The organism is Enterococcus sp. C65, assembly GCF_040887165.1.
GTDB lineage: Bacteria > Bacillota > Bacilli > Lactobacillales > Enterococcaceae > Enterococcus_B > Enterococcus_B hirae.
Genome location: NZ_JBFOFG010000001.1, coordinates 1 through 19,600 on the forward strand (window position 1 = coordinate 1; position 19,600 = coordinate 19,600).

Consider the following 19,600-nt stretch of genomic DNA (forward strand, 5'->3'; position numbering starts at 1 on the left):
AAAGAATGTTACGTTTTTTTCCGCAAAAAAACAAGTATATTCAAGAAAAAAGTGATTTTCATTTTGCGGCTGAAGGTCCCATTCCTCAGCATATCGCAATCATTATGGATGGAAATGGTCGTTGGGCCCAAAATCGACGTTTACCTCGAGTTGCTGGACATAAAGAAGGGATGGAGACAGTTAAAAAAGTAACCAAACAAGCTTCTCGTTTAGGTGTGAAAGTTTTAACCCTCTATGCTTTTTCAACAGAAAATTGGAAACGACCAAAAGATGAAGTCCGTTTTTTGATGCAACTTCCAGTGGATTTTTTTGATACATTTGTTCCAGAATTGATCAAAGAAAACGTTCAGGTTCGTGTCATGGGCTATGAAGAAGTATTACCTGAACATACACAAGATGCTGTTCGTCGAGCAATTGAGCAAACAAAAGATAATACTGGAATGATCCTTAACTTTGCTTTGAATTATGGAAGCAGAGCAGAGATTGTGACAGCAGTCAAAAAAATTGCTGAAGAAGTCAAAAATGAAGAAACTGCGATTGAAGCTATTGACGAAGAACTGATTGCAGATCATCTCATGACTGGTTTTTTGCCAACCGAATGGCGGGATCCTGAATTGGTTATTCGAACAAGTGGGGAAGAAAGAATTAGTAACTTCTTGCTTTGGCAACTTGCATACAGCGAATTGTATTTCACAAAAGCTTTGTGGCCTGATTTTGATGGGGCGCATCTAGAAGAAGCAATCGCAGCATTTCAAAACAGAGACCGTCGTTTCGGTGGCGTGAAGAAAACAGAGAAAGAAGGAGATCAGTCATGAAGCAACGAGTGATCACAGCTGCTATTGCCCTGGTCCTATTTATACCAATTATATGGATCGGTGGAATCACAATCGAATTTGTAGCAGCTTTGTTAGCAGTTGTCGGTGTCTATGAGTTATTCCGTATGAAGGGCTTGACGTTGTTAAGTTTTGAAGGAATATTATCAGCGATTGGAGCAGTTATTTTAGTTCTACCAAAAGAACGTTGGTTTTTCTTTTTACCGGAGAAGACAAGCACGTTTATGCTCTTTTACTTGATCGTCATGATCTTGTTAGGGACATCAGTTATTTCAAAGAATACCTATACGATTGATGAAGCGGGGTTCCCGGTAATTACTAGTTTATATGTAGGTATTGGATTTCAAAATTTCGTCAATGCAAGAACAGAAGGTTTGGCAGTTTTGCTCTTTGGATTATTTGTCGTTTGGGCAACTGATATCGGTGCTTATATGGTTGGAAGACAATACGGAAAACATAAGTTAAGTCCAGATGTTTCACCGAATAAAACAATCGAAGGAGCATTAGGTGGTATTGCTAGTGCATTAGTCGTTGCTTTGTTGTACTTCTTGTTCTATCCAGCCAAAGAATTATTTGGACATGGGCTGTTCTTCATGCTCCTTGTAACGATGCTCTTATCGATCGTGGGACAATTTGGTGATCTCGTTGAATCTTCGATCAAACGTCACTACGATGTCAAAGATTCTGGGAATATCTTACCAGGGCATGGCGGGATACTAGATCGTTTTGATAGTTTGCTTTTTGTCTTTCCAATCATGCATTTATTTGGATTGATTTAGTGATCATCAAAGACTTGAATGAGCACTTGCCTAATCGTCTACTCATTTATAAATAACAATAGTTTAATAGGATGCCAATGAGTTGTTAACTAAATATGGGCATGGGAATGAAGCATTATCTTTTTTCAAATCAATATGCGAGTTTTATGTTCACATCTTACTCAAAAAAGAATACGTGGTGTCTTAGAAGTTGTTCGTTCAGAAAATAAGCCGAATAATCCAGAAGAAAAATAGTTTTGGATTATTCGGCTTATTTCTAAAAATTGATTATTTCCAGCGCCACCTCTTTTCTTTAAAAAAACTAGGGCTATTGGTGAATAGCTATTAATATGGTAAAATTAAGATGTTTTATTTAACCTAAAAAAAAGTAAAGGAGAATGTAAAATGAAAACAATTATTACATTTATTATTGTTTTTGGCATTTTGGTCATTGTTCATGAATTTGGACACTTCTTCTTTGCGAAACGATCAGGAATTCTCGTTCGAGAGTTTGCAATTGGTATGGGACCCAAAATTTATGGGCATCAAGCTAAGGACGGAACTACCTATACACTACGTTTATTGCCAATCGGAGGTTATGTGAGGATGGCAGGAAACGGGGACGATGAAACAGAGATGGCTCCGGGAATGCCGTTATCTCTTTTATTAAATTCTGATGGTATCGTAGAGAAAATCAATTTAAGTAAAAAAGTACAGCTTACAAATAGTATCCCGATGGAATTGATTCGTTATGATCTTGAAGAAGAATTAACGATTACTGGCTATGTCAATGGCGAGGAAGAACAAGAAGTGACTTATTCTGTCGCGCATGATGCTTCGATCATTGAAGCCGATGGCACAGAACTTCGAATCGCTCCAAAAGACGTGCAGTTCCAATCAGCCAAATTATGGCAACGGATGTTGACGAATTTCGCAGGACCAATGAATAATTTCTTGTTAGCTATTTTGTTATTTATTCTGCTTGCTTTTATGCATGGCGGAGTTCAAGTCACTAACACGAATCAAATTGGCGAAGTCTTACCTAATGGTGCAGCACAAACTGCTGGTTTAAAAGAAAATGATAAAATCTTGGAGATCAATGGGAATGCCATTCATTCTTGGGGAGATCTAACGGCTACGATCACCGAGAATCCTGGGAAAAAACTCAATGTTGAAGTCGAGCGCAATGGTCAGAAACAAACCCTTTCAGTAACACCAGGCGTGGTAGAATCGAATGGAAAAAAATATGGGCAATTAGGAATCAAAGCACCAATGAAAACGGGATTTTTTGACAAAATCATTGGAGGAACACAACAAGCTTTCAGTAGTTCATTAGAAATTTTTAAAGCACTAGGCTCATTATTTACAAACTTTAGTTTAAATAAATTGGGCGGTCCTGTAATGATGTTCCAATTATCTTCAGAAGCTGCAGATCAAGGAATATTAACGGTCATTAGCTTGATGGCCATTCTTTCGATGAATTTGGGAATCGTTAACTTATTACCAATTCCAGCGCTTGACGGAGGAAAGCTTGTCTTGAACGTCGTGGAAGGGATTCGTGGAAAACCAATCAGCCAAGAAAAAGAAGGCTTTATCACATTAGCAGGCTTCGGTTTATTGATGCTTTTAATGGTATTAGTCACATGGAATGATATCCAACGATTCTTTTTCTAGAAAAAGTTTATAAATAGGGTATAATTACAAACGATAAATGATTATATGAGAAATGAAGGAGTATATAGAATGAGACAATCAAAAATGTTGATTCCAACATTACGAGAAGTTCCAAATGATGCAGAAGTACTAAGTCATCAAATTTTATTAAGAGCAGGGTATATTCGCCAAGTTTCAGCTGGTATTTATTCTTATTTGCCTCTTGCTAATCGTGTATTGGAAAAATTAAAAACGATCATGCGTGAAGAATTTGAAAAGATTGGCGCTGTCGAAATGTTGATGCCAGCTCTCTTACCTGCGGAATTGTGGGAAGAATCTGGTCGTTATGAAACTTACGGCCCAAATTTATATCGTCTCAATGATCGTAATGATCGCAAAATGATCTTAGGTCCAACTCATGAAGAAACATTTACTGAATTGATTCGCAATGAAGTCAATTCCTATAAAAAATTGCCGTTGAACCTTTACCAAATCCAGACAAAATATCGTGATGAAAAACGTCCACGGTTTGGGTTATTACGTGGCAGAGAATTTATTATGAAAGATGCTTACTCTTTCCATTCATCAGAAGAAAGTTTAGATGAAGCGTATAAAGATTATGAAAAAGCATATACTGAGATTTTCAAACGTTGTGGGTTAGATTTCCGAGCAATCATTGGTGATGGTGGCGCAATGGGTGGTAAAGATTCAAAAGAATTCATGGCGATCTCAGAAATCGGTGAAGATACGATCTGTTACTCAACAGAAAGCGATTATGCCGCTAACTTAGAAATGGCGACAAGTTATTATGTCCCTAAAAAATCACATGAAACTCAACTTGAATTAGAAAAAATTGCGACACCAGATGTAAAAACGATTGAAGAAGTAGCGAACTTCTTTGAAACTGAGCCACAAAAAATCATCAAATCTGTTTTATTTATGGCAGACGAAAACCCAGTATTGGTATTAGTACGTGGGGATCACGATGTCAATGATGTGAAACTGAAAAACTTTTTAGCGGTTGATTTCTTAGAAGAAGCAACAGAAGAAGATGCTCAAAAATACCTAGGAGCAGATTTCGGCTCTGTTGGTCCAATCGGTGTAGCAGAAGAAGTAAAAGTCTACGCTGATCGTCATGTCCAAGACTTAGCGAACGCTATTACTGGAGCGAATGAAACTGGGTTCCATTATGTGAATGTCAACCCAGAACGAGATTTTGAAGTGATCTCATATGAAGACCTTCGCTTTGTTCAAGAAGGAGATCCATCACCTGATAATAATGGTGTATTGGCATTTACACGTGGAATCGAAATCGGACATATCTTTAAATTAGGCACACGCTATAGTGAATCAATGGGCGCAACCGTATTAGATGAAAATGGACGTGAAAAATTTGTCATTATGGGTTGTTACGGAATTGGCGTAAGTCGTCTGCTTTCAGCAATCGTTGAACAAAATTCAGATGAAAATGGCATTAACTGGCCTAAAGGAATCGCGCCTTTTGATTTACATGTTGTTCAAATGAATCTAAAAGACGAAAACCAAACGAACTTAACCGAAGAAGTCGAACAAACGATGTTAGCTGCTGGTTATCAAGTACTCGTTGACGATCGAAATGAGCGTGCAGGTGTGAAATTTGCAGATTCCGATTTAATTGGCTGTCCAATTAGAATTACAGTAGGTAAAAAAGCGGTGGATGGTATCGTTGAAGTCAAAATTAAGAAAACTGGGGAAATGGTTGAAGTTCGCAAAGAAGAGCTAGCAAATACGTTACCCATTCTTTTAAATCAATAAAATACAGTCAAGAAAGAAAATTCTTGCTTGAAATGAAAGACAAGCCTAACAAATAGTTGGGCTTGTCTTTTTTCTAATGAGACTGAGGTAAGTTTTGGCTCGGTATCCTTCGTTTTTTGTTTCTCACATTTGTTCGAATGAAAAATCATACTGGCTCTTTAGTAAGAAGAAATTAATTTGTGTTACAAAATCGTTCTTAATAAATCGTTGGCACCAATCCTCCATCAAGTCGCAAGGCAGCGCCAGAAAAAGAAGTTGCATAGGGGCTAGAAACAAATGCAACAAAACGCCCGATTTCTTCTGGTCGGATCAAGCGTTGGATCTGTGAGAGTGGACGATGATTTTTCATAAAATCTTGTTCCCATTCAGATTCAGGCAATTGGCTGTCTGCGTACATTGTTGTTAACATTTCTTGAACGCCCTCTGTCAAGGTGGAGCCAGGCATGATCGTGTTGACGGTCACTTGAGAGCCAACAGTCAATTTGGATAAACTTTTTGCTAAAGAAAGATTCATCGTTTTGGTCATACTGTATTGAGCCATTTCACCTGAAGGCATCACTGCTTCTTCACTCGCAATAAAAAGGATACGACCAAAATCTTGCTTCAACATTTTAGGTAAATAATTTTTGGCTAATGCATTTCCAGCAAGTACATTGACTTGGAAAAAATGTTCCCAAATATCATCTGTGATAGCTAAATAATCCATCGGTTCAAAAATCCCCATATTATTGATCAAAATATCTACTGTAGGAAATTGCGTAAACAGTTCTTGCCGTGCTTCTGGATCTGCTAAATCAAATGGCGCACGCTGAGGGTTAGTTTGGGGGAATTTTTCTTTTAATTCAGTGACCACTTGATCAACAAGCGGTGCGTGACGACCGTTTATGATGACATCTGCACCTTCTTTTGCCAATTCGATCGCAATGGCCTTTCCGATGCCTTTTGTTGAGCCAGTGACTAACGCAACCTTATGAGATAAACCTAGTTCCATCTTACATCTTCCTCCTTTATTTAAAATCGAATGTATCAGGATTTGGTCCTACCCGAAAATGCTCGTTCAGTGCATTCAAAACCGTCATTTCATCTTCAGAAAGAACGAAATCAAAAATGTCAGCATTACTTTTCATTCGTTCGGGCTTAACTGACTTGACCACTAATAAGATGTCTTGCTGGACATCCCAACGTAAGATTACTTGGGCTGGAGTAATATGATGCGCTTCAGCAATCTCTACTATAGTTGGGTGATTCAATAGTTTCCCTTGCATCAAAGGGGACCACGCTTGGATCTTTATTGCATGTTTTGCGCAGAAATTGCGTAGTTCAATTTGAGATAACTTTGGATGTAGTTCCACTTGGTTGAGAACGGGAATGACATTCGCATGTGTCAATAATTTTTCTAAATGAGTGATTTGAAAATTGCTAACACCAATCGCTTTGATTTTCCCCGCTTGATATAATTGTTCCAAAGCACGCCATGACTCTAAAAATGCATCTTCGCCAGGCCAATGGATTAAATAAAGATCTAGATAGTCTAGTCCTAGACGTGCTAAACTGGTTTCAAAAGCTTGGATCGTTTCGTCATAGGTTAAATGATCGTTCCAGACTTTGGAGGTTACGAATAGTTCTTCTCGAGAAATTCCAGCAGCTTTCAGCCCTTCTTTGATTCCGATTCCTGTACCAATTTCATTATCATATATTTGAGCAGTATCAATCAACCGATAGCCCTTTACAATGCCTTCTTTGACTACTTCAGCAGTTTGGGTATCAGGGATTTGAAAGACACCAAGTCCTATCCCTGGAATTTCTATTTGGTTATTTAACATGATTCGATCATTCAATGAATGGATCATCTATACTCCTCCTTTAATTTTCAATAGATATAATGTATACTAGATAGGCTCTAATAGATAGTACCTACTTTATTGTGCTATAGTGTCTAAAAAGTAACTATTGGATAGTAAAAGGATTTTAGGAGGGAAATATGATTGGAAAAACGTATAATATTGGTGTAGAAGCCACGATGGATGTTATCGGTGGGAAATGGAAACCGATTATTTTATGCAACCTGCGTCACAGTCCGCTTCGTCCCAGCGACTTAAAACGAAAAATTCCTAATCTTAGCCAAAAGATGTTGACTCAACAATTGCGTGAATTAGAAGCAGACGGTATTGTTGTACGAACCTCATATCATCAGGTTCCACCAAAAGTTGTTTATTCCTTAAGTGAATATGGTCAAACATTAAGTAGTGTGTTAGATGCGTTATGTGATTGGGGCGAACTGCATGTTACTACGTTGCAAGAGCAAGGAGTACCAATCAGCTTACGTTGTGAGGATTCATTTAGCTAAGTAATCAACGATTTAGAACGAGAAAGAAAATTCTTTGTCGTTTTTTTAATGTAAATCCATGTAAAAACGGGTATACTAAATAGTACTGAAAGAAGAAGAGGTTCAAATGAAATAGCATTGATTTGTCCTCGTCAGAAAGGGCGTATGGTTTTGTCAGAAAAACGAGAGTTATTTGAAAAATTGTTGGAACAAATCCAACTAGAAGAAGTGGAAAAAAATCATCCACTAATCTCTGCTGGCGAAATGGAGCGTGTAGTGGTTCACCGCAAATCAAGATTGTGGGAGTTTACCCTACACTTTACTCAAATTTTACCGATCATGCTTTATCGATCATTGCTCCAAAATTTGACACTGGCATTTAAAGATATTGCACAGATCAGATTAACTATCAAAGCTGATGATCAGCAGTTTGATGAAAAATTATTACAAGATTATTGGGCACAAGCTTTAGAAAGCCAACAATGCGATACGCCGTTGGCTCAACAAGTTTTAAAAACACAAGTCCCTATATTGAAGGAAAAGAAAATTGTCTTGCCAGTCGATAGTAATGGCGCTATTAATTATTTAAAGCAACAATATCTACCTTTAGTTGAAACGCTGTTTGTCAGCTACGGGTTCCCTAAATTTCGTATCGAACCTGAAATTGATGAAGAACAAGCAGAACGTGTGCTAAAACTGTTTGAAGAGCGGAAGCAAGAACAAGCAGAAGCGTTCATGAAGCAAGCTGCGGAAAGTTTGATTGTCCATGAACAAAAGAAAAAAGAAAGAAAAGAGCAACTTCCTGTACTAGATGGACCGATCCAGTTAGGTCGTAATATTCCAGCAGATGAACCGACAACACCAATGATCAATATCGTTGAAGAAGAACGTCGTGTGACCTTGGAAGGCTATGTATTTGATAAAGAAGTGCGTGAGCTACGTTCAAAACGTAAGATTCTAACGTTAAAAATCACCGATTATACTTCTTCTTTTATTGTTAAGAAATTTTCAAATAATGAAAAAGATGAACAAATCTTTGATGCAATCAGCGTAGGAAGCTGGTTAAAAGTTAGAGGAAGTATCCAAGAAGATACATTTGTGCGAGACCTGGTGATGAATGCACAAGATATCATTGAGGTGAAGCATGCACCTCGTAAAGACTATGCTCCTGACGATGAGAAACGAGTGGAATTACATGTTCATAGTAATATGAGTACGATGGATGCAACCAATAGTATCTCTGACCTTGTGGCTCAAGCTGGAAAATGGGGACACAAAGCGATTGCGATCACGGATCATGGAGGGGCACAAGCATTTCCTGAAGCGCATAGTGCCGGTAAAAAAGCAGGCGTAAAAATTCTTTATGGGGTTGAAGCCAATGTTGTAGATGATGGTGTGCCGATTGCTTACAATGATGAACATGTTTCTTTGAATGAAGGAACATATGTCGTATTTGACGTGGAAACCACTGGACTATCTGCTGTTTATGATACGATCATCGAATTAGCTGCGGTCAAGATGTATAAAGGGAATGTCATTGAAAGCTTTGATGAATTTATTGATCCCGGACACCCACTTTCCCGCACAACAATTGATCTAACTGGAATCACGGATGAAATGGTACGAGGATCTAAATCAGAAGAAGAAGTCCTACGTCTGTTTCTCGAGTTTTCAAAAGATTCGATTCTGGTCGCCCATAATGCCGCGTTTGATATGGGATTCTTGAATACAAGTTATGCAAAATATGGAATCCCAGAGGCGACGAATCCAGTCATCGATACGCTGGAATTAGCCAGATATCTGTATCCTCAATTTAAACGATTTGGTCTAGGTGTGTTATCTAAAAAATTTGGTGTCAGTCTTGAACAGCATCACCGAGCGATTTACGATGCTGAAGCGACAGGTCATTTAGCATGGATTTTCGTTAAAGAAGCAATGGAAAACCATGAGATGCTCTACCATGATCAACTCAATGCTCATGTGGGAGAAGGCGATTCGTATAAACGAGCAAGGCCATTTCATGTGACGATCTTAGCGAAAAATCAAGCTGGATTAAAAGATTTATTCAAATTAATCTCGATGTCGAATGTGGAATATTTTGAACGTGTCCCACGTATTCCTCGTTCACAACTGAAGAAATTACGTGAGAATCTTTTCATTGGCTCTGCTTGTGATAAAGGTGAGATTTTCGAAGCAATGATGCAAAAAGGAATTGAAGAAGCTAGAAATCGAGCAAAATTTTATGATTATATTGAAGTGATGCCAAAAGCGGTCTATGCACCATTGCTTGAGCAAGAACTAGTCAAAAATGAACATGATTTAGAAGAAATCATCAAAAATCTAGTTGAAATCGGAAAGTCATTGGACAAAATCGTCGTTGCTACTGGGAATGTTCATTACCTTAATGAAGAAGATGCAATCTATCGGAAGATTTTGATTAATTCAATGGGTGGGGCTAATCCGTTGAACCGACATAGTTTGCCTGATGTGCATTTTAGAACAACAGATGAGATGTTGACTGCTTTTAACTTTTTAGGAAAAGATCTAGCGAAAGAAATCGTCGTTGACAATACGAATAAGATTGCTGACCTTTGTGAAGAGGTCATTCCGGTGAAAGATGATTTGTATACGCCAAAAATTCCTGGATCTGAAGAAGAGATTTCTGATTTGAGTTATACCAGAGCTAAACAGTTGTACGGTGATCCATTACCAGAAATCATTGAAAAACGATTAGAAAAAGAATTGAATTCGATCAACGGGAATGGGTTTTCTGTGATCTATTTGATTGCGCAAAAACTGGTGCATAAAAGTAACGAAGATGGTTATTTAGTTGGTTCACGTGGATCAGTTGGTTCTAGTTTTGTTGCGACAATGACTGGGATCACTGAAGTAAATCCATTAGCCCCTCACTATTATTGTCCTGATTGCCAGTATTCAGAATTCTTTGAAGATGGTACTTACGGTTCGGGGTTTGATATGCCTGAAAAAAAATGTCCGAAATGTGGCGCACGATTAAATAAAGATGGACATGATATTCCTTTTGAAACGTTCTTAGGGTTCCATGGAGACAAAGTACCAGATATCGATTTGAACTTTTCAGGTGATTACCAAGCAGAAGCGCACAACTATACGAAAGTTTTGTTTGGGGAAGAATATGTTTATCGAGCAGGAACAATCGGTACAGTTGCCGATAAAACAGCTTATGGCTTTGTTAAAGGTTATGAGCGAGATCATAATTTACAATTTCGCAGTGCTGAAGTTGATCGATTAGCCAAAGGTGCGACTGGCGTGAAGCGAACGACTGGACAACATCCAGGGGGGATCATCGTTATTCCCGATTACATGGACGTATATGATTTTACACCGATCCAATATCCAGCAGATGATCAAAATTCAGAATGGAAAACAACGCATTTTGATTTCCATTCTATCCATGATAATGTACTGAAGCTTGATATTCTGGGACATGATGATCCGACAGTAATCCGTATGTTGCAGGATTTATCGGGAATCGATCCACAAACGATCCCAACTGACGATCCAGAAGTAATGAGGATTTTTGCCGGTCCAGATGTCTTGAACGTTACCAGTGAACAGATTTATTCTAAAACAGGGACACTAGGTATCCCAGAGTTTGGGACACGCTTTGTTCGGGGAATGTTGGAAGAAACACATCCAACGACTTTTGCTGAACTCTTACAGATTTCCGGATTATCACATGGGACCGATGTATGGTTAGGTAATGCAGAAGAATTGATCAAACGTGGGGATGCGACTTTGGCTGAAGTAATTGGTTGTCGGGATGATATCATGGTTTACTTGATCCATGCTGGATTAGATAGTGGGATGGCTTTTAAGATTATGGAAACCGTTCGTAAAGGGCTATGGAACAAGATCCCTGATGAATTACGAGAAACCTATCTATCCGCCATGAAAGAAAACAATGTTCCAGATTGGTACATTGATTCTTGTTCTAAAATCAAATATATGTTCCCAAAAGCCCATGCAGCGGCTTATGTTTTGATGGCCTTACGTGTAGCTTATTTTAAAGTCTATTTCCCTATTTTATACTATTGTGCCTATTTCTCAGTTCGAGCGGATGATTTTAATCTTGTGGCTATGTGTAAAGGGAAAGATGCGGTAAAACAAGCGATGAAAGAAATCACAGATAAAGGTTTGGATGCCTCAGTCAAAGAGAAAAATCAGTTGACCGTCCTTGAATTAGCGAATGAAATGTTGGAAAGAGGCTTCCATTTTGGCATGATCGATCTATATAAATCAGATGCCGTGAACTTCGTGATCGAAGGAGACACATTGATCGCACCATTTAGAGCTGTCCCAAGTTTAGGAACAAACGTTGCAAAACAAATCGTTGAAGCACGAAAAGATGGACCATTCTTATCAAAAGAAGATCTTGCTACACGAGGAAAAGTTTCTAAAACGTTGATTGAGTATATGAACGACAACGGGGTATTGAAAGACCTTCCAGATGAAAACCAACTTTCCTTGTTTGATATGTTCTAATCAAGGGTTAGCGTGGAAGCTTGTCATTTTAAATGAAATATGGTATAGTTATTTATAGGTAATGATACTAACTGTGAGTGAGCGGAATTTTCGCTCACTCTTTTTAATGGAATTACGGAAGCAATTTTAAGGAGGCGAACTTTTTGAGTAGCGTCGTTGAAACAGTCACAGCAATGGTGACTCCGATTTTAGAGGAACAAAATTTTGAACTTGTCGAAGTAGAATTTGTGAAGGAAGGCAAAAGTTGGTTCTTACGAGTATTCATTGACAAAGATGGCGGAATCGATATCGAAGAATGTGCATGGGTTAGCGAAAAACTTAGCGAAAAACTTGATGCAGCAGATCCAGATCCTATCCCACAAGCTTATTTTCTAGAGGTATCATCTCCAGGGGCAGAACGCCCATTAAAAAAAGAGAAAGATTACGAAAAAGCGCTTGGAGAATATATCCATGTTTCTCTTTATCAACCAGTTGATGGAGAAAAACAATATGAAGGATTTCTCCAATCAGTTGATGCTGAACAGCTGATATTGAAAATACGCATAAAAACACGGGAAAAAGAATTAATTCTTGACCGAAAAAATATTGCCAAAGCTCGCTTAGCGATCCAATTTTAATCACGGAGAGGAAACAGAAAAATGAGTAAAGAAATGCTAAACGCATTAGATGCATTAGAAGCTGAAAAAGGGATTTCAAAAGAAATCGTGATCGACGCTTTAGAAGCTGCTTTAGTTTCTGCATACAAACGCCATTATGGTCAAGCTCAAAATGTTGAAGTTGAATTTGATCAAAAGAAAGGGAAAATTCACGTCTATGCTGTGAAAGAAGTTACTGAAGAAGTAATGGATTCACAATTAGAAGTATCATTAAAAGATGCACTTTTGATTAATCCGGCATATGAGATTGGTGATACCATCCGTTTTGAAGTGACACCAAAAGACTTTGGACGAATTGCTGCACAAACAGCAAAACAAGTTATTTTACAACGTGTCAGAGAAGCAGAAAGAACCATCATTTACAATGAGTTCAGCGCTTATGAAAAAGACATTATGCAAGGTATCGTTGAACGTCAAGATAAACGATATATCTATGTAAATCTTGGAAAGATCGAAGCTGTTTTATCGAAACAAGATCAAATGCCTAATGAATTTTATCAACCGCATGATCGTATCAAAGTGTACGTTTCTCGTGTAGAAAATACGTCAAAAGGTCCACAAGTCTTCGTTAGCCGTAGCCATCCAGATCTATTACGCCGTTTATTCGAACAAGAAGTGCCAGAAGTTTACGATGGGATCGTTGAGATCGTAAGCATTGCTAGAGAAGCAGGCGATCGCTCAAAAGTAGCCGTTCGTTCAAATGATGAAAATATTGATGCAGTTGGAACTTGTGTTGGACCAAAAGGTCAGCGTGTGCAAGCGATCGTGAATGAATTAAAGGGTGAAAACATGGATATCGTTGAGTGGAACGAAGATCCAGCGGTATTTATCACGAATGCTCTGAATCCAGCGCAAGTGATCGATGTGATTTTTGATGAAGAAAATCCTAAAGCTTGTACCGTTGTCGTTCCAGATTACCAATTATCCTTAGCGATTGGTAAACGTGGACAAAATGCACGTTTGGCTGCCAAACTAACAAATCACAAAATCGATATCAAGTCAGAATCAGATATGGCTGAATATTATGAAAAACAAGCGCAAGATCAAGAAGTAGCTTCTGAAGAAGTCGCTCATGATGAAGCGATCGTTCAATCTGATTATACAGATGATGAATATGAAACGATTGCTTTCAACGATGAAACAGTTGAAAATACGGATCAAGATGCTTAACAATTAGCTTAGGAGGCGAAGAGATGAAACAAAGGAAGATTCCTTTACGCAAATCTGTGGTTTCAGGTGAAATGAAACCCAAAAAAGAGATGATTCGAATTACCCGTTCCAAAGAAGGGGAAGTATCGATTGATCCCACTGGGAAAATGCCAGGCCGTGGTGCGTATGTCTCACTTGAGCCGGCTGAAGTACAACAAGCTTGGGATAAGAAGATTCTTGATCGGGCGTTAGAAACGACTTTGACAGATGAATTCTACCAAGAGTTACTCGATTATGTAACACATCAAAAAGCACGAAAAGAGCTATTCGGTAAATGAATGAAGGAAATCGGCAAAAAGCCATGAATCTCATTGGGTTAGCGATGCGCGCTGGTAAGTTGATTACCGGCGAGGAGTTGACCATTGCAGACATTCGTAAACAGAAAGCAAAGATCGTGTTTGTAGCAAATGATGCGAGTGAGAATACGAAGAAAAAAGTGAAAGATAAGAGTTCATATTATGAAGTTCCTTGCTTTGAACTATTTTCCGAAGCTGAAATCACGCAGATGATTGGGAAGCCTCGCAAAGTATTTGGAATCGTAGATAACGGTTTTGCGAAGAAAACCAAGGAGCTAATTGAAGGTTAGGAAGGTGATTGCATGAGCAACAAACGAATTTATGAACTAGCAAAAGAATTAAATCAGCCTAGTAAAGACGTTGTGGAAAAGGCGCAGCAACTTGGGATTAATGTGAAGAATCACATGGGAGCAATCACAACTGGTGATGAAAAGAAGTTGCAACAAGCGTTCAAAAAACCACAGACGAATAAAAAACCAGCACAGCAAGCCAGCCAAAAGCCAGCCACAAACCAGCCGAATGAACAAAAGAAACAAGAAACAAAAACGAAACAACAAAAAAATAACCGCAACTATCAAGATCGCGGTCAAGGGAGCGGTCAAGTGAATCAAGGAAAAAACCAATCAACAAACCAAAACCGAAGTAATAATGGAGGCGGAAATAACCAAAACCGTCAAGGAGCAACACAAGGCGGAAACCAAAATCGCCAAGGATCAAACCAAGGTGGTAACCAAAACCGTAACAACAATAATAATCGTGGTAAATTTAACAATAACAACCGCAATCGTTTTAACAAAAAAGGGAAAAAAGGAAAACAACAAACTTCCAATAAACCTGCTGTACCACCACGTAAATTCCGTGAGTTACCAGAAGTATTAGAGTATACTGAAGGCATGAACGTTGCGGATATTGCGAAGAAAATCCATCGTGAACCAGCAGAGATCATCAAAAAATTATTTATGCTTGGCGTAATGGTCAACCAAAACCAAGCACTAGATAAAGATACGATTGAACTCTTAGCAACAGATTATGGGATGGAACCACAAGAAAAAATCCAAGTAGATATCGCAGATATCGACAAATTCTTTGAACCAGAAGAATTAAATCCTGATACATTGGTTTCTCGTCCACCAGTTGTAACAATCATGGGACACGTCGACCACGGGAAAACAACATTACTTGATACATTACGTCATTCACGAGTAACAAGTGGTGAAGCTGGTGGGATTACACAACATATCGGTGCCTACCAAATCGATATTGATGGCAAACCAATCACATTCTTAGACACACCTGGGCATGCTGCATTTACAAGTATGCGTGCGCGAGGAGCAAGTATCACTGATATCACGATCTTAGTTGTAGCAGCAGATGACGGTGTTATGCCACAAACAGTCGAAGCAATCAACCATGCGAAAGCAGCTGGCGTACCAATTATCGTTGCTGTTAATAAGATTGATAAACCAGGGGCAAATCCTCAACACGTGATGCAAGAATTAAGTGAATATGAATTGATTCCAGAAGCTTGGGGTGGAGAAACGATTTTCGTTGAAATCTCTGCTAAATTTGGTCAAAATATTGACGAATTGCTAGAAATGATCTTGCTGGTTGCGGAAGTAGAGGATCTAAAAGCAGATCCTAAACAACGAGCAATTGGTACAGTAATTGAAGCACGTCTAGACAAAGGAAAAGGACCTGTTACAACATTACTTGTTCAACAAGGGACTTTAAACGTAGGTGATCCAATTGTAGTAGGAAATACCTATGGACGTGTGCGTGTGATGGTCAACGACTTAGGTCGTCGTGAAAAATCTGCTGGACCAGCAACACCAGTTGAGATCACTGGGTTAAACGATGTGCCACAAGCAGGTGACCGCTTTGTTGTCTTTGAAGATGAAAAAACTGCTCGTGCAGCCGGTGAAGAACGTGCCAAACGTGCGTTGTTAGAACATCGTGCGATCACTAGTCGGGTAACATTGGACAACTTGTTTGAAAGCTTAAAAGAAGGCGAATTAAAAGAAGTAAATGTTATCATTAAAGCTGATGTACAAGGTTCTGCAGAAGCATTGGCTGCTTCATTGCAAAAGATCGATGTAGAAGGCGTACGTGTGAAAATCGTCCATTCTGCAGTTGGTGCCATCAATGAAAGTGATGTAACCCTTGCAGCAGCAAGTAATGCGATCATCATTGGATTCAATGTTCGTCCTACACCACAAGCTAAAATTCAAGCGGATAATGAAGAAGTGGACATTCGTTTACACCGAATCATTTATAAAGCAATCGAAGAAATCGAAACGGCGATGAAAGGGATGCTAGATCCAGAGTTTGAAGAAAAAATCACTGGTCAAATGATCGTTCGAGAAACATTCAAAGTATCAAAAGTTGGAACGATCGCTGGGGCTTATGTCACAGAAGGATACATTCGACGTGATAGTGGCGTTCGCGTGATCCGTGATGGTATCGTCATTTACGAAGGACAACTAGCTAGCTTGAAACGTTTCAAAGACGATGTAAAAGAAGTTAAAATGGGTTATGAATGTGGTGCAATGATCGAAAAATTCAATGACATCAAAGTCGATGACGTCATCGAAGGCTTCATTATGGAAGAAATCAAAACAAATTAATTTTAGGAGGCCGCTCAATATGGCAAACTATCGAGACCGCCGAGTCGGTCAAGAAATTTTAAAAGAAGTAAATGATATTTTACGCAAAAAAGTTCGTGATCCTCGTGTAGAAAACGTGACAATCACTGATGTCCACGTTACGGGAGATCTACAACAAGCAACCATCTATTATAGTATTTTATCTGACTTAGCTTCAGATAAGAAAAAAGCACAGGAAGGCCTAGCAAAAGCAAGTGGACTGATTCGCCGTGAATTAGGACACAACTTAAGCATCTATAAAACGCCTGAATTAACTTTTGAATTAGATGAGTCAGTGGGGTATGGTAACCACATTGATGAGTTGCTTCGTAATTTAAATAAAGATTAAAACAAAAAGAGCTATAAACCTTAAGAAGTGGGGTTATAGCTCTTTTTTAGTAGTTTTTTTAGTTTTAGCTTTTTATAAAGCAGAGATACCGCAGTTACACCATCATCCAATTTTTTAGAAAAAAAGTTCAAACTACACAATGCAAGTAGTTTAAAATGACAAACGCACAGTACCATAATTTTACTGTACAGAATACATGAGAAAAAAATGAGCAATTTGTACGTGTCTCGAACAGGTTGTGAAAGAAGCGGTCAACTCCAAACGAATAAGAGAGAATCTTTTAAAATAGCTTTTCTTATTTTGAAAAATTCTCTCTTATTTTTAAGAAGTGGCTTCTTGGACACCGTTTATTAAGAGTTAGATTTATACTTCAGACTCTTTTCGAGATTCGTATATGATCCTCAGTTTTTTGTTTTGGGGAAGACTAGGATCATTTATTCCTTAAAAGCTGCGACTCGTTTTAATCAAAGGCTGCAAATGAAGGATTCAAGCTTGCCTTTGTCTAAGAGAATAACATGAATTGTATTTACAGGTTTGTGAAGTTTTATTACAAGTTTGTTGCCAAATAATAAAAACGTAGCGAAAAAAGGTAAAATCGTCACATTATTGTGGGATGTGTTATAATGACAAAGTTGATATTTTATTGGATAGGGAGAAAAAACATGGACGGATTATTACCTTTGTGGAAAGAACGTGGCATGACAAGTCATGATTGTGTATTTAAATTAAGAAAAATCTTACATATGAAAAAAATTGGTCATGGTGGTACGTTAGACCCTGATGTTGATGGTGTGTTACCGATTTGCCTTGGAAAAGCGACTAAAGTTATCGAATATTTAAGCGATGCAGGAAAAGTATACCAAGGAGAGATTACATTAGGATTTAGTACAACGACAGAAGACAAATCTGGTGAGGTCGTCGAAAGTAAAACAGTTGATCGATTAATCAGTGATGAAGAAATTGATGAAACGATGAAAAGTTTTATCGGGGAAATCACTCAGATACCACCGATGTATTCAGCTGTCAAAGTGAACGGCAAACGTCTTTATGAGTATGCCAGAAACAATGAAACAGTTACACGTCCCGTGCGTAAAGCGCAGATTGAACGTTTTGAAAGAACAAGTGACGTGCATTGGGACCAAGAGAAGGGATTGCTATCTTGGCGTTTTGAGGTAGTATGCGGGAAAGGGACTTATGTACGAACGCTTGCTGTTGATACTGGGAAAAAATTAGGCTATCCTGCTCACATGTCCGATCTAACTCGAACAGCTAGTGGAGGAATGAAGAAGGAGCAGGCAATCACTTTGCAGCAAGTAGCAGATTATATGCTTGCAGGAACCTTTGAAGAACATTTATTGCCACTAGAAGCTGGTGTTGCTCGTTTTAAGAGAGTAGACATTAGTGATCGTGTTTGGGAAAAAGTTAAAAATGGTATGCGCTTAGATTATCAGGTATTTAACTTAGCAGAAATGCCGACAGAAGAGATCGCACTTTTTTACCAAGACAAAGTAGTAAGTATTTACCAGCCAAATCCAAAAGAAAAAAATAAATTAAAACCAAGCAAAGTGTTGAGGAATGAGGTATAAAAATGAAAATTATCAAAATTAGACATCCTTATCAAGCAGATCAGATCCCACCAGAAGACGTTGTACTTGTTTTAGGCTTTTTTGACGGGGTACATCTAGGCCATCAACGTGTTATCAATCGGGGAAAAGAAATTGCCAAAAAAGAAGGATTGAAATTAGCTTTGATGACTTTCAACCAACATCCTTCAATCGTCTTCAAAAAAATAAATCCAAGTCAAGTAAAATATTTGACTACTCTGGAACAAAAAGAAGAAAAAATGGCCCTATTAGGTGTTGATTATTTATACGAAATCGATTTTACGTCATCGTTTGCTCATTTAGCTCCACAAGAATTTGTCGATCAATATATCGTAGGACTTCATGCAAAATATGCTGTTTCTGGTTTTGACTATACTTACGGACCTAAAGAAATTGCAGATGTAGCGCACTTACCAAGTTATGCAAAGAATCGATTTGAAATCATCACTGTACCAAAAGAAGAAGACAGTGGCGAGAAGATTAGTTCGACACGGATACGTGAATTATTAAACGCAGGAGAAATAAATGAAGTAACACGTTTATTGGGGGCTACTTACGAGGTCGAAGGGGTGGTAGTCCATGGCGATGCTCGTGGTCGCCTGCTAGGATTCCCAACAGCTAACATCAAAGTTAAAAGTACTGTTCATCTTCCAAAAGAAGGTGTCTATGTTTCAGAGATCAAAGTTGGTGAAACGTGGTATCAAGCAATGGGATCAATCGGTCATAATGATACCTTTGGTGATGATCGTGAACTTACCGTTGAATTATATATTTTAAATTTTGCTCAAGATATCTATGGAGAGCATGTAAAAGTCCGTTGGCATCATTTTTTGAGAAACCAAGTGAAATTTCCAAACGTTGAATCATTGATTGAACAACTGAAAGCAGATGAAAAAGCGACAGCGGACTATTTTAAATAAAAGTATTGAATTTAACTGAAGACAATAAAAAAGCCT

16 protein-coding genes are annotated in these 19,600 nt (G+C 38.4%); 14 read left to right on the forward strand and 2 right to left on the reverse strand.

The genetic code is table 11. From position 1 onward, the window contains the following. The first annotated feature begins 5 nt into the window (after window positions 1-5). From AB3I12_RS00005 to AB3I12_RS00020, 4 genes are all read left to right on the forward strand, one after another. Complete coding sequence (locus AB3I12_RS00005; protein ID WP_010718874.1) at window positions 6-815, forward strand: isoprenyl transferase; 810 nt, start codon at window positions 6-8, stop codon at window positions 813-815. Beyond that, a complete protein-coding gene (locus tag AB3I12_RS00010; RefSeq protein WP_010718875.1) occupies window positions 812-1,612 on the forward strand; it encodes a phosphatidate cytidylyltransferase in 801 nt (266 codons plus the stop codon). The genes AB3I12_RS00005 and AB3I12_RS00010 overlap by 4 nt, the downstream gene beginning before the upstream one ends. 384 nt (window positions 1,613-1,996) lie before the next feature. Then, window positions 1,997-3,265: an RIP metalloprotease RseP gene (rseP, locus tag AB3I12_RS00015; RefSeq protein WP_010718876.1), complete on the forward strand. Its 1,269-nt coding sequence runs from the start codon at window positions 1,997-1,999 to the stop codon at window positions 3,263-3,265. Between the two features lie 69 nt (window positions 3,266-3,334). Further along, entirely contained in the window at window positions 3,335-5,038 is a 1,704-nt protein-coding gene (locus AB3I12_RS00020) for a proline--tRNA ligase (RefSeq protein ID WP_010718877.1), read from the forward strand. A gap of 196 nt (window positions 5,039-5,234) precedes the next feature. Here the strand turns inward: AB3I12_RS00020 and AB3I12_RS00025 are convergent, their stop codons facing one another. Together AB3I12_RS00025 and AB3I12_RS00030 are read right to left on the reverse strand one after the other, a co-directional pair. Next, on the reverse strand, window positions 5,235-6,029 hold the full coding sequence (locus AB3I12_RS00025; protein WP_053766742.1) for an SDR family NAD(P)-dependent oxidoreductase: 795 nt from the start codon (window positions 6,027-6,029) through the stop codon (window positions 5,235-5,237). A gap of 16 nt (window positions 6,030-6,045) precedes the next feature. Further along, window positions 6,046-6,888 carry an aldo/keto reductase gene (locus tag AB3I12_RS00030; protein WP_063627249.1) on the reverse strand — a complete coding sequence of 281 codons (843 nt, stop codon included), beginning with the start codon at window positions 6,886-6,888 and terminating at the stop codon, window positions 6,046-6,048. Window positions 6,889-7,019: 131 nt separating this feature from the next. Between AB3I12_RS00030 and AB3I12_RS00035 the strand changes: the two genes are divergently transcribed. From AB3I12_RS00035 to ribF, 10 genes are all read left to right on the forward strand, one after another. Continuing rightward, window positions 7,020-7,385: a helix-turn-helix domain-containing protein gene (locus AB3I12_RS00035; protein ID WP_063627248.1), complete on the forward strand. Its 366-nt coding sequence runs from the start codon at window positions 7,020-7,022 to the stop codon at window positions 7,383-7,385. A 150-nt stretch (window positions 7,386-7,535) separates the two neighbouring features. Then, on the forward strand, window positions 7,536-11,888 hold the full coding sequence (locus AB3I12_RS00040) for a PolC-type DNA polymerase III (protein ID WP_063627709.1): 4,353 nt from the start codon (window positions 7,536-7,538) through the stop codon (window positions 11,886-11,888). 143 nt (window positions 11,889-12,031) lie between these two features. Next, window positions 12,032-12,505, forward strand: a complete 474-nt coding sequence (gene rimP / locus AB3I12_RS00045) for a ribosome maturation factor RimP (RefSeq protein ID WP_010718882.1) — start codon at window positions 12,032-12,034, stop codon at window positions 12,503-12,505. Window positions 12,506-12,526: 21 nt separating this feature from the next. Next, the gene (gene nusA / locus AB3I12_RS00050; protein ID WP_010718883.1) at window positions 12,527-13,714 is read left to right on the forward strand and encodes a transcription termination factor NusA; all 1,188 of its coding nucleotides are present in this window, start codon (window positions 12,527-12,529) and stop codon (window positions 13,712-13,714) included. A gap of 23 nt (window positions 13,715-13,737) precedes the next feature. Further along, window positions 13,738-14,031 (forward strand): YlxR family protein, encoded by a 294-nt coding sequence (locus AB3I12_RS00055; protein WP_010718884.1) that lies wholly within the window; start codon window positions 13,738-13,740, stop codon window positions 14,029-14,031. Continuing rightward, window positions 14,028-14,339, forward strand: coding sequence for a YlxQ-related RNA-binding protein (locus AB3I12_RS00060; protein ID WP_010718885.1), 312 nt, complete (start codon window positions 14,028-14,030; stop codon window positions 14,337-14,339). Before AB3I12_RS00055 ends, AB3I12_RS00060 begins: the two co-directional genes overlap by 4 nt. A gap of 12 nt (window positions 14,340-14,351) precedes the next feature. After that, window positions 14,352-16,673: a translation initiation factor IF-2 gene (gene infB, locus AB3I12_RS00065; protein WP_063627247.1), complete on the forward strand. Its 2,322-nt coding sequence runs from the start codon at window positions 14,352-14,354 to the stop codon at window positions 16,671-16,673. A gap of 19 nt (window positions 16,674-16,692) precedes the next feature. Next, window positions 16,693-17,040 (forward strand): 30S ribosome-binding factor RbfA, encoded by a 348-nt coding sequence (rbfA, locus tag AB3I12_RS00070; RefSeq protein ID WP_010718887.1) that lies wholly within the window; start codon window positions 16,693-16,695, stop codon window positions 17,038-17,040. Window positions 17,041-17,702: 662 nt separating this feature from the next. Further along, the gene (gene truB, locus AB3I12_RS00075) at window positions 17,703-18,626 is read left to right on the forward strand and encodes a tRNA pseudouridine(55) synthase TruB (RefSeq protein ID WP_010718888.1); all 924 of its coding nucleotides are present in this window, start codon (window positions 17,703-17,705) and stop codon (window positions 18,624-18,626) included. Window positions 18,627-18,628: 2 nt separating this feature from the next. Continuing rightward, window positions 18,629-19,564 carry a riboflavin biosynthesis protein RibF gene (gene ribF, locus AB3I12_RS00080; protein ID WP_063627246.1) on the forward strand — a complete coding sequence of 312 codons (936 nt, stop codon included), beginning with the start codon at window positions 18,629-18,631 and terminating at the stop codon, window positions 19,562-19,564. Window positions 19,565-19,600 lie beyond the last annotated feature (36 nt).

Coding starts and splice junctions, on each gene's coding strand:
- AB3I12_RS00005 (WP_010718874.1), top strand. CDS start 6: ATGTTACGTTTTTTTCCGCAAAAAAACAAGTATATTCAAGAAAAAAGT.
- AB3I12_RS00010 (WP_010718875.1), top strand. CDS start 812: ATGAAGCAACGAGTGATCACAGCTGCTATTGCCCTGGTCCTATTTATA.
- rseP (WP_010718876.1), top strand. CDS start 1,997: ATGAAAACAATTATTACATTTATTATTGTTTTTGGCATTTTGGTCATT.
- AB3I12_RS00020 (WP_010718877.1), top strand. CDS start 3,335: ATGAGACAATCAAAAATGTTGATTCCAACATTACGAGAAGTTCCAAAT.
- AB3I12_RS00025 (WP_053766742.1), bottom strand. CDS start 6,029: ATGGAACTAGGTTTATCTCATAAGGTTGCGTTAGTCACTGGCTCAACA.
- AB3I12_RS00030 (WP_063627249.1), bottom strand. CDS start 6,888: ATGATCCATTCATTGAATGATCGAATCATGTTAAATAACCAAATAGAA.
- AB3I12_RS00035 (WP_063627248.1), top strand. CDS start 7,020: ATGATTGGAAAAACGTATAATATTGGTGTAGAAGCCACGATGGATGTT.
- nusA (WP_010718883.1), top strand. CDS start 12,527: ATGAGTAAAGAAATGCTAAACGCATTAGATGCATTAGAAGCTGAAAAA.
- AB3I12_RS00055 (WP_010718884.1), top strand. CDS start 13,738: ATGAAACAAAGGAAGATTCCTTTACGCAAATCTGTGGTTTCAGGTGAA.
- AB3I12_RS00060 (WP_010718885.1), top strand. CDS start 14,028: ATGAATGAAGGAAATCGGCAAAAAGCCATGAATCTCATTGGGTTAGCG.
- infB (WP_063627247.1), top strand. CDS start 14,352: ATGAGCAACAAACGAATTTATGAACTAGCAAAAGAATTAAATCAGCCT.
- rbfA (WP_010718887.1), top strand. CDS start 16,693: ATGGCAAACTATCGAGACCGCCGAGTCGGTCAAGAAATTTTAAAAGAA.
- truB (WP_010718888.1), top strand. CDS start 17,703: ATGGACGGATTATTACCTTTGTGGAAAGAACGTGGCATGACAAGTCAT.
- ribF (WP_063627246.1), top strand. CDS start 18,629: ATGAAAATTATCAAAATTAGACATCCTTATCAAGCAGATCAGATCCCA.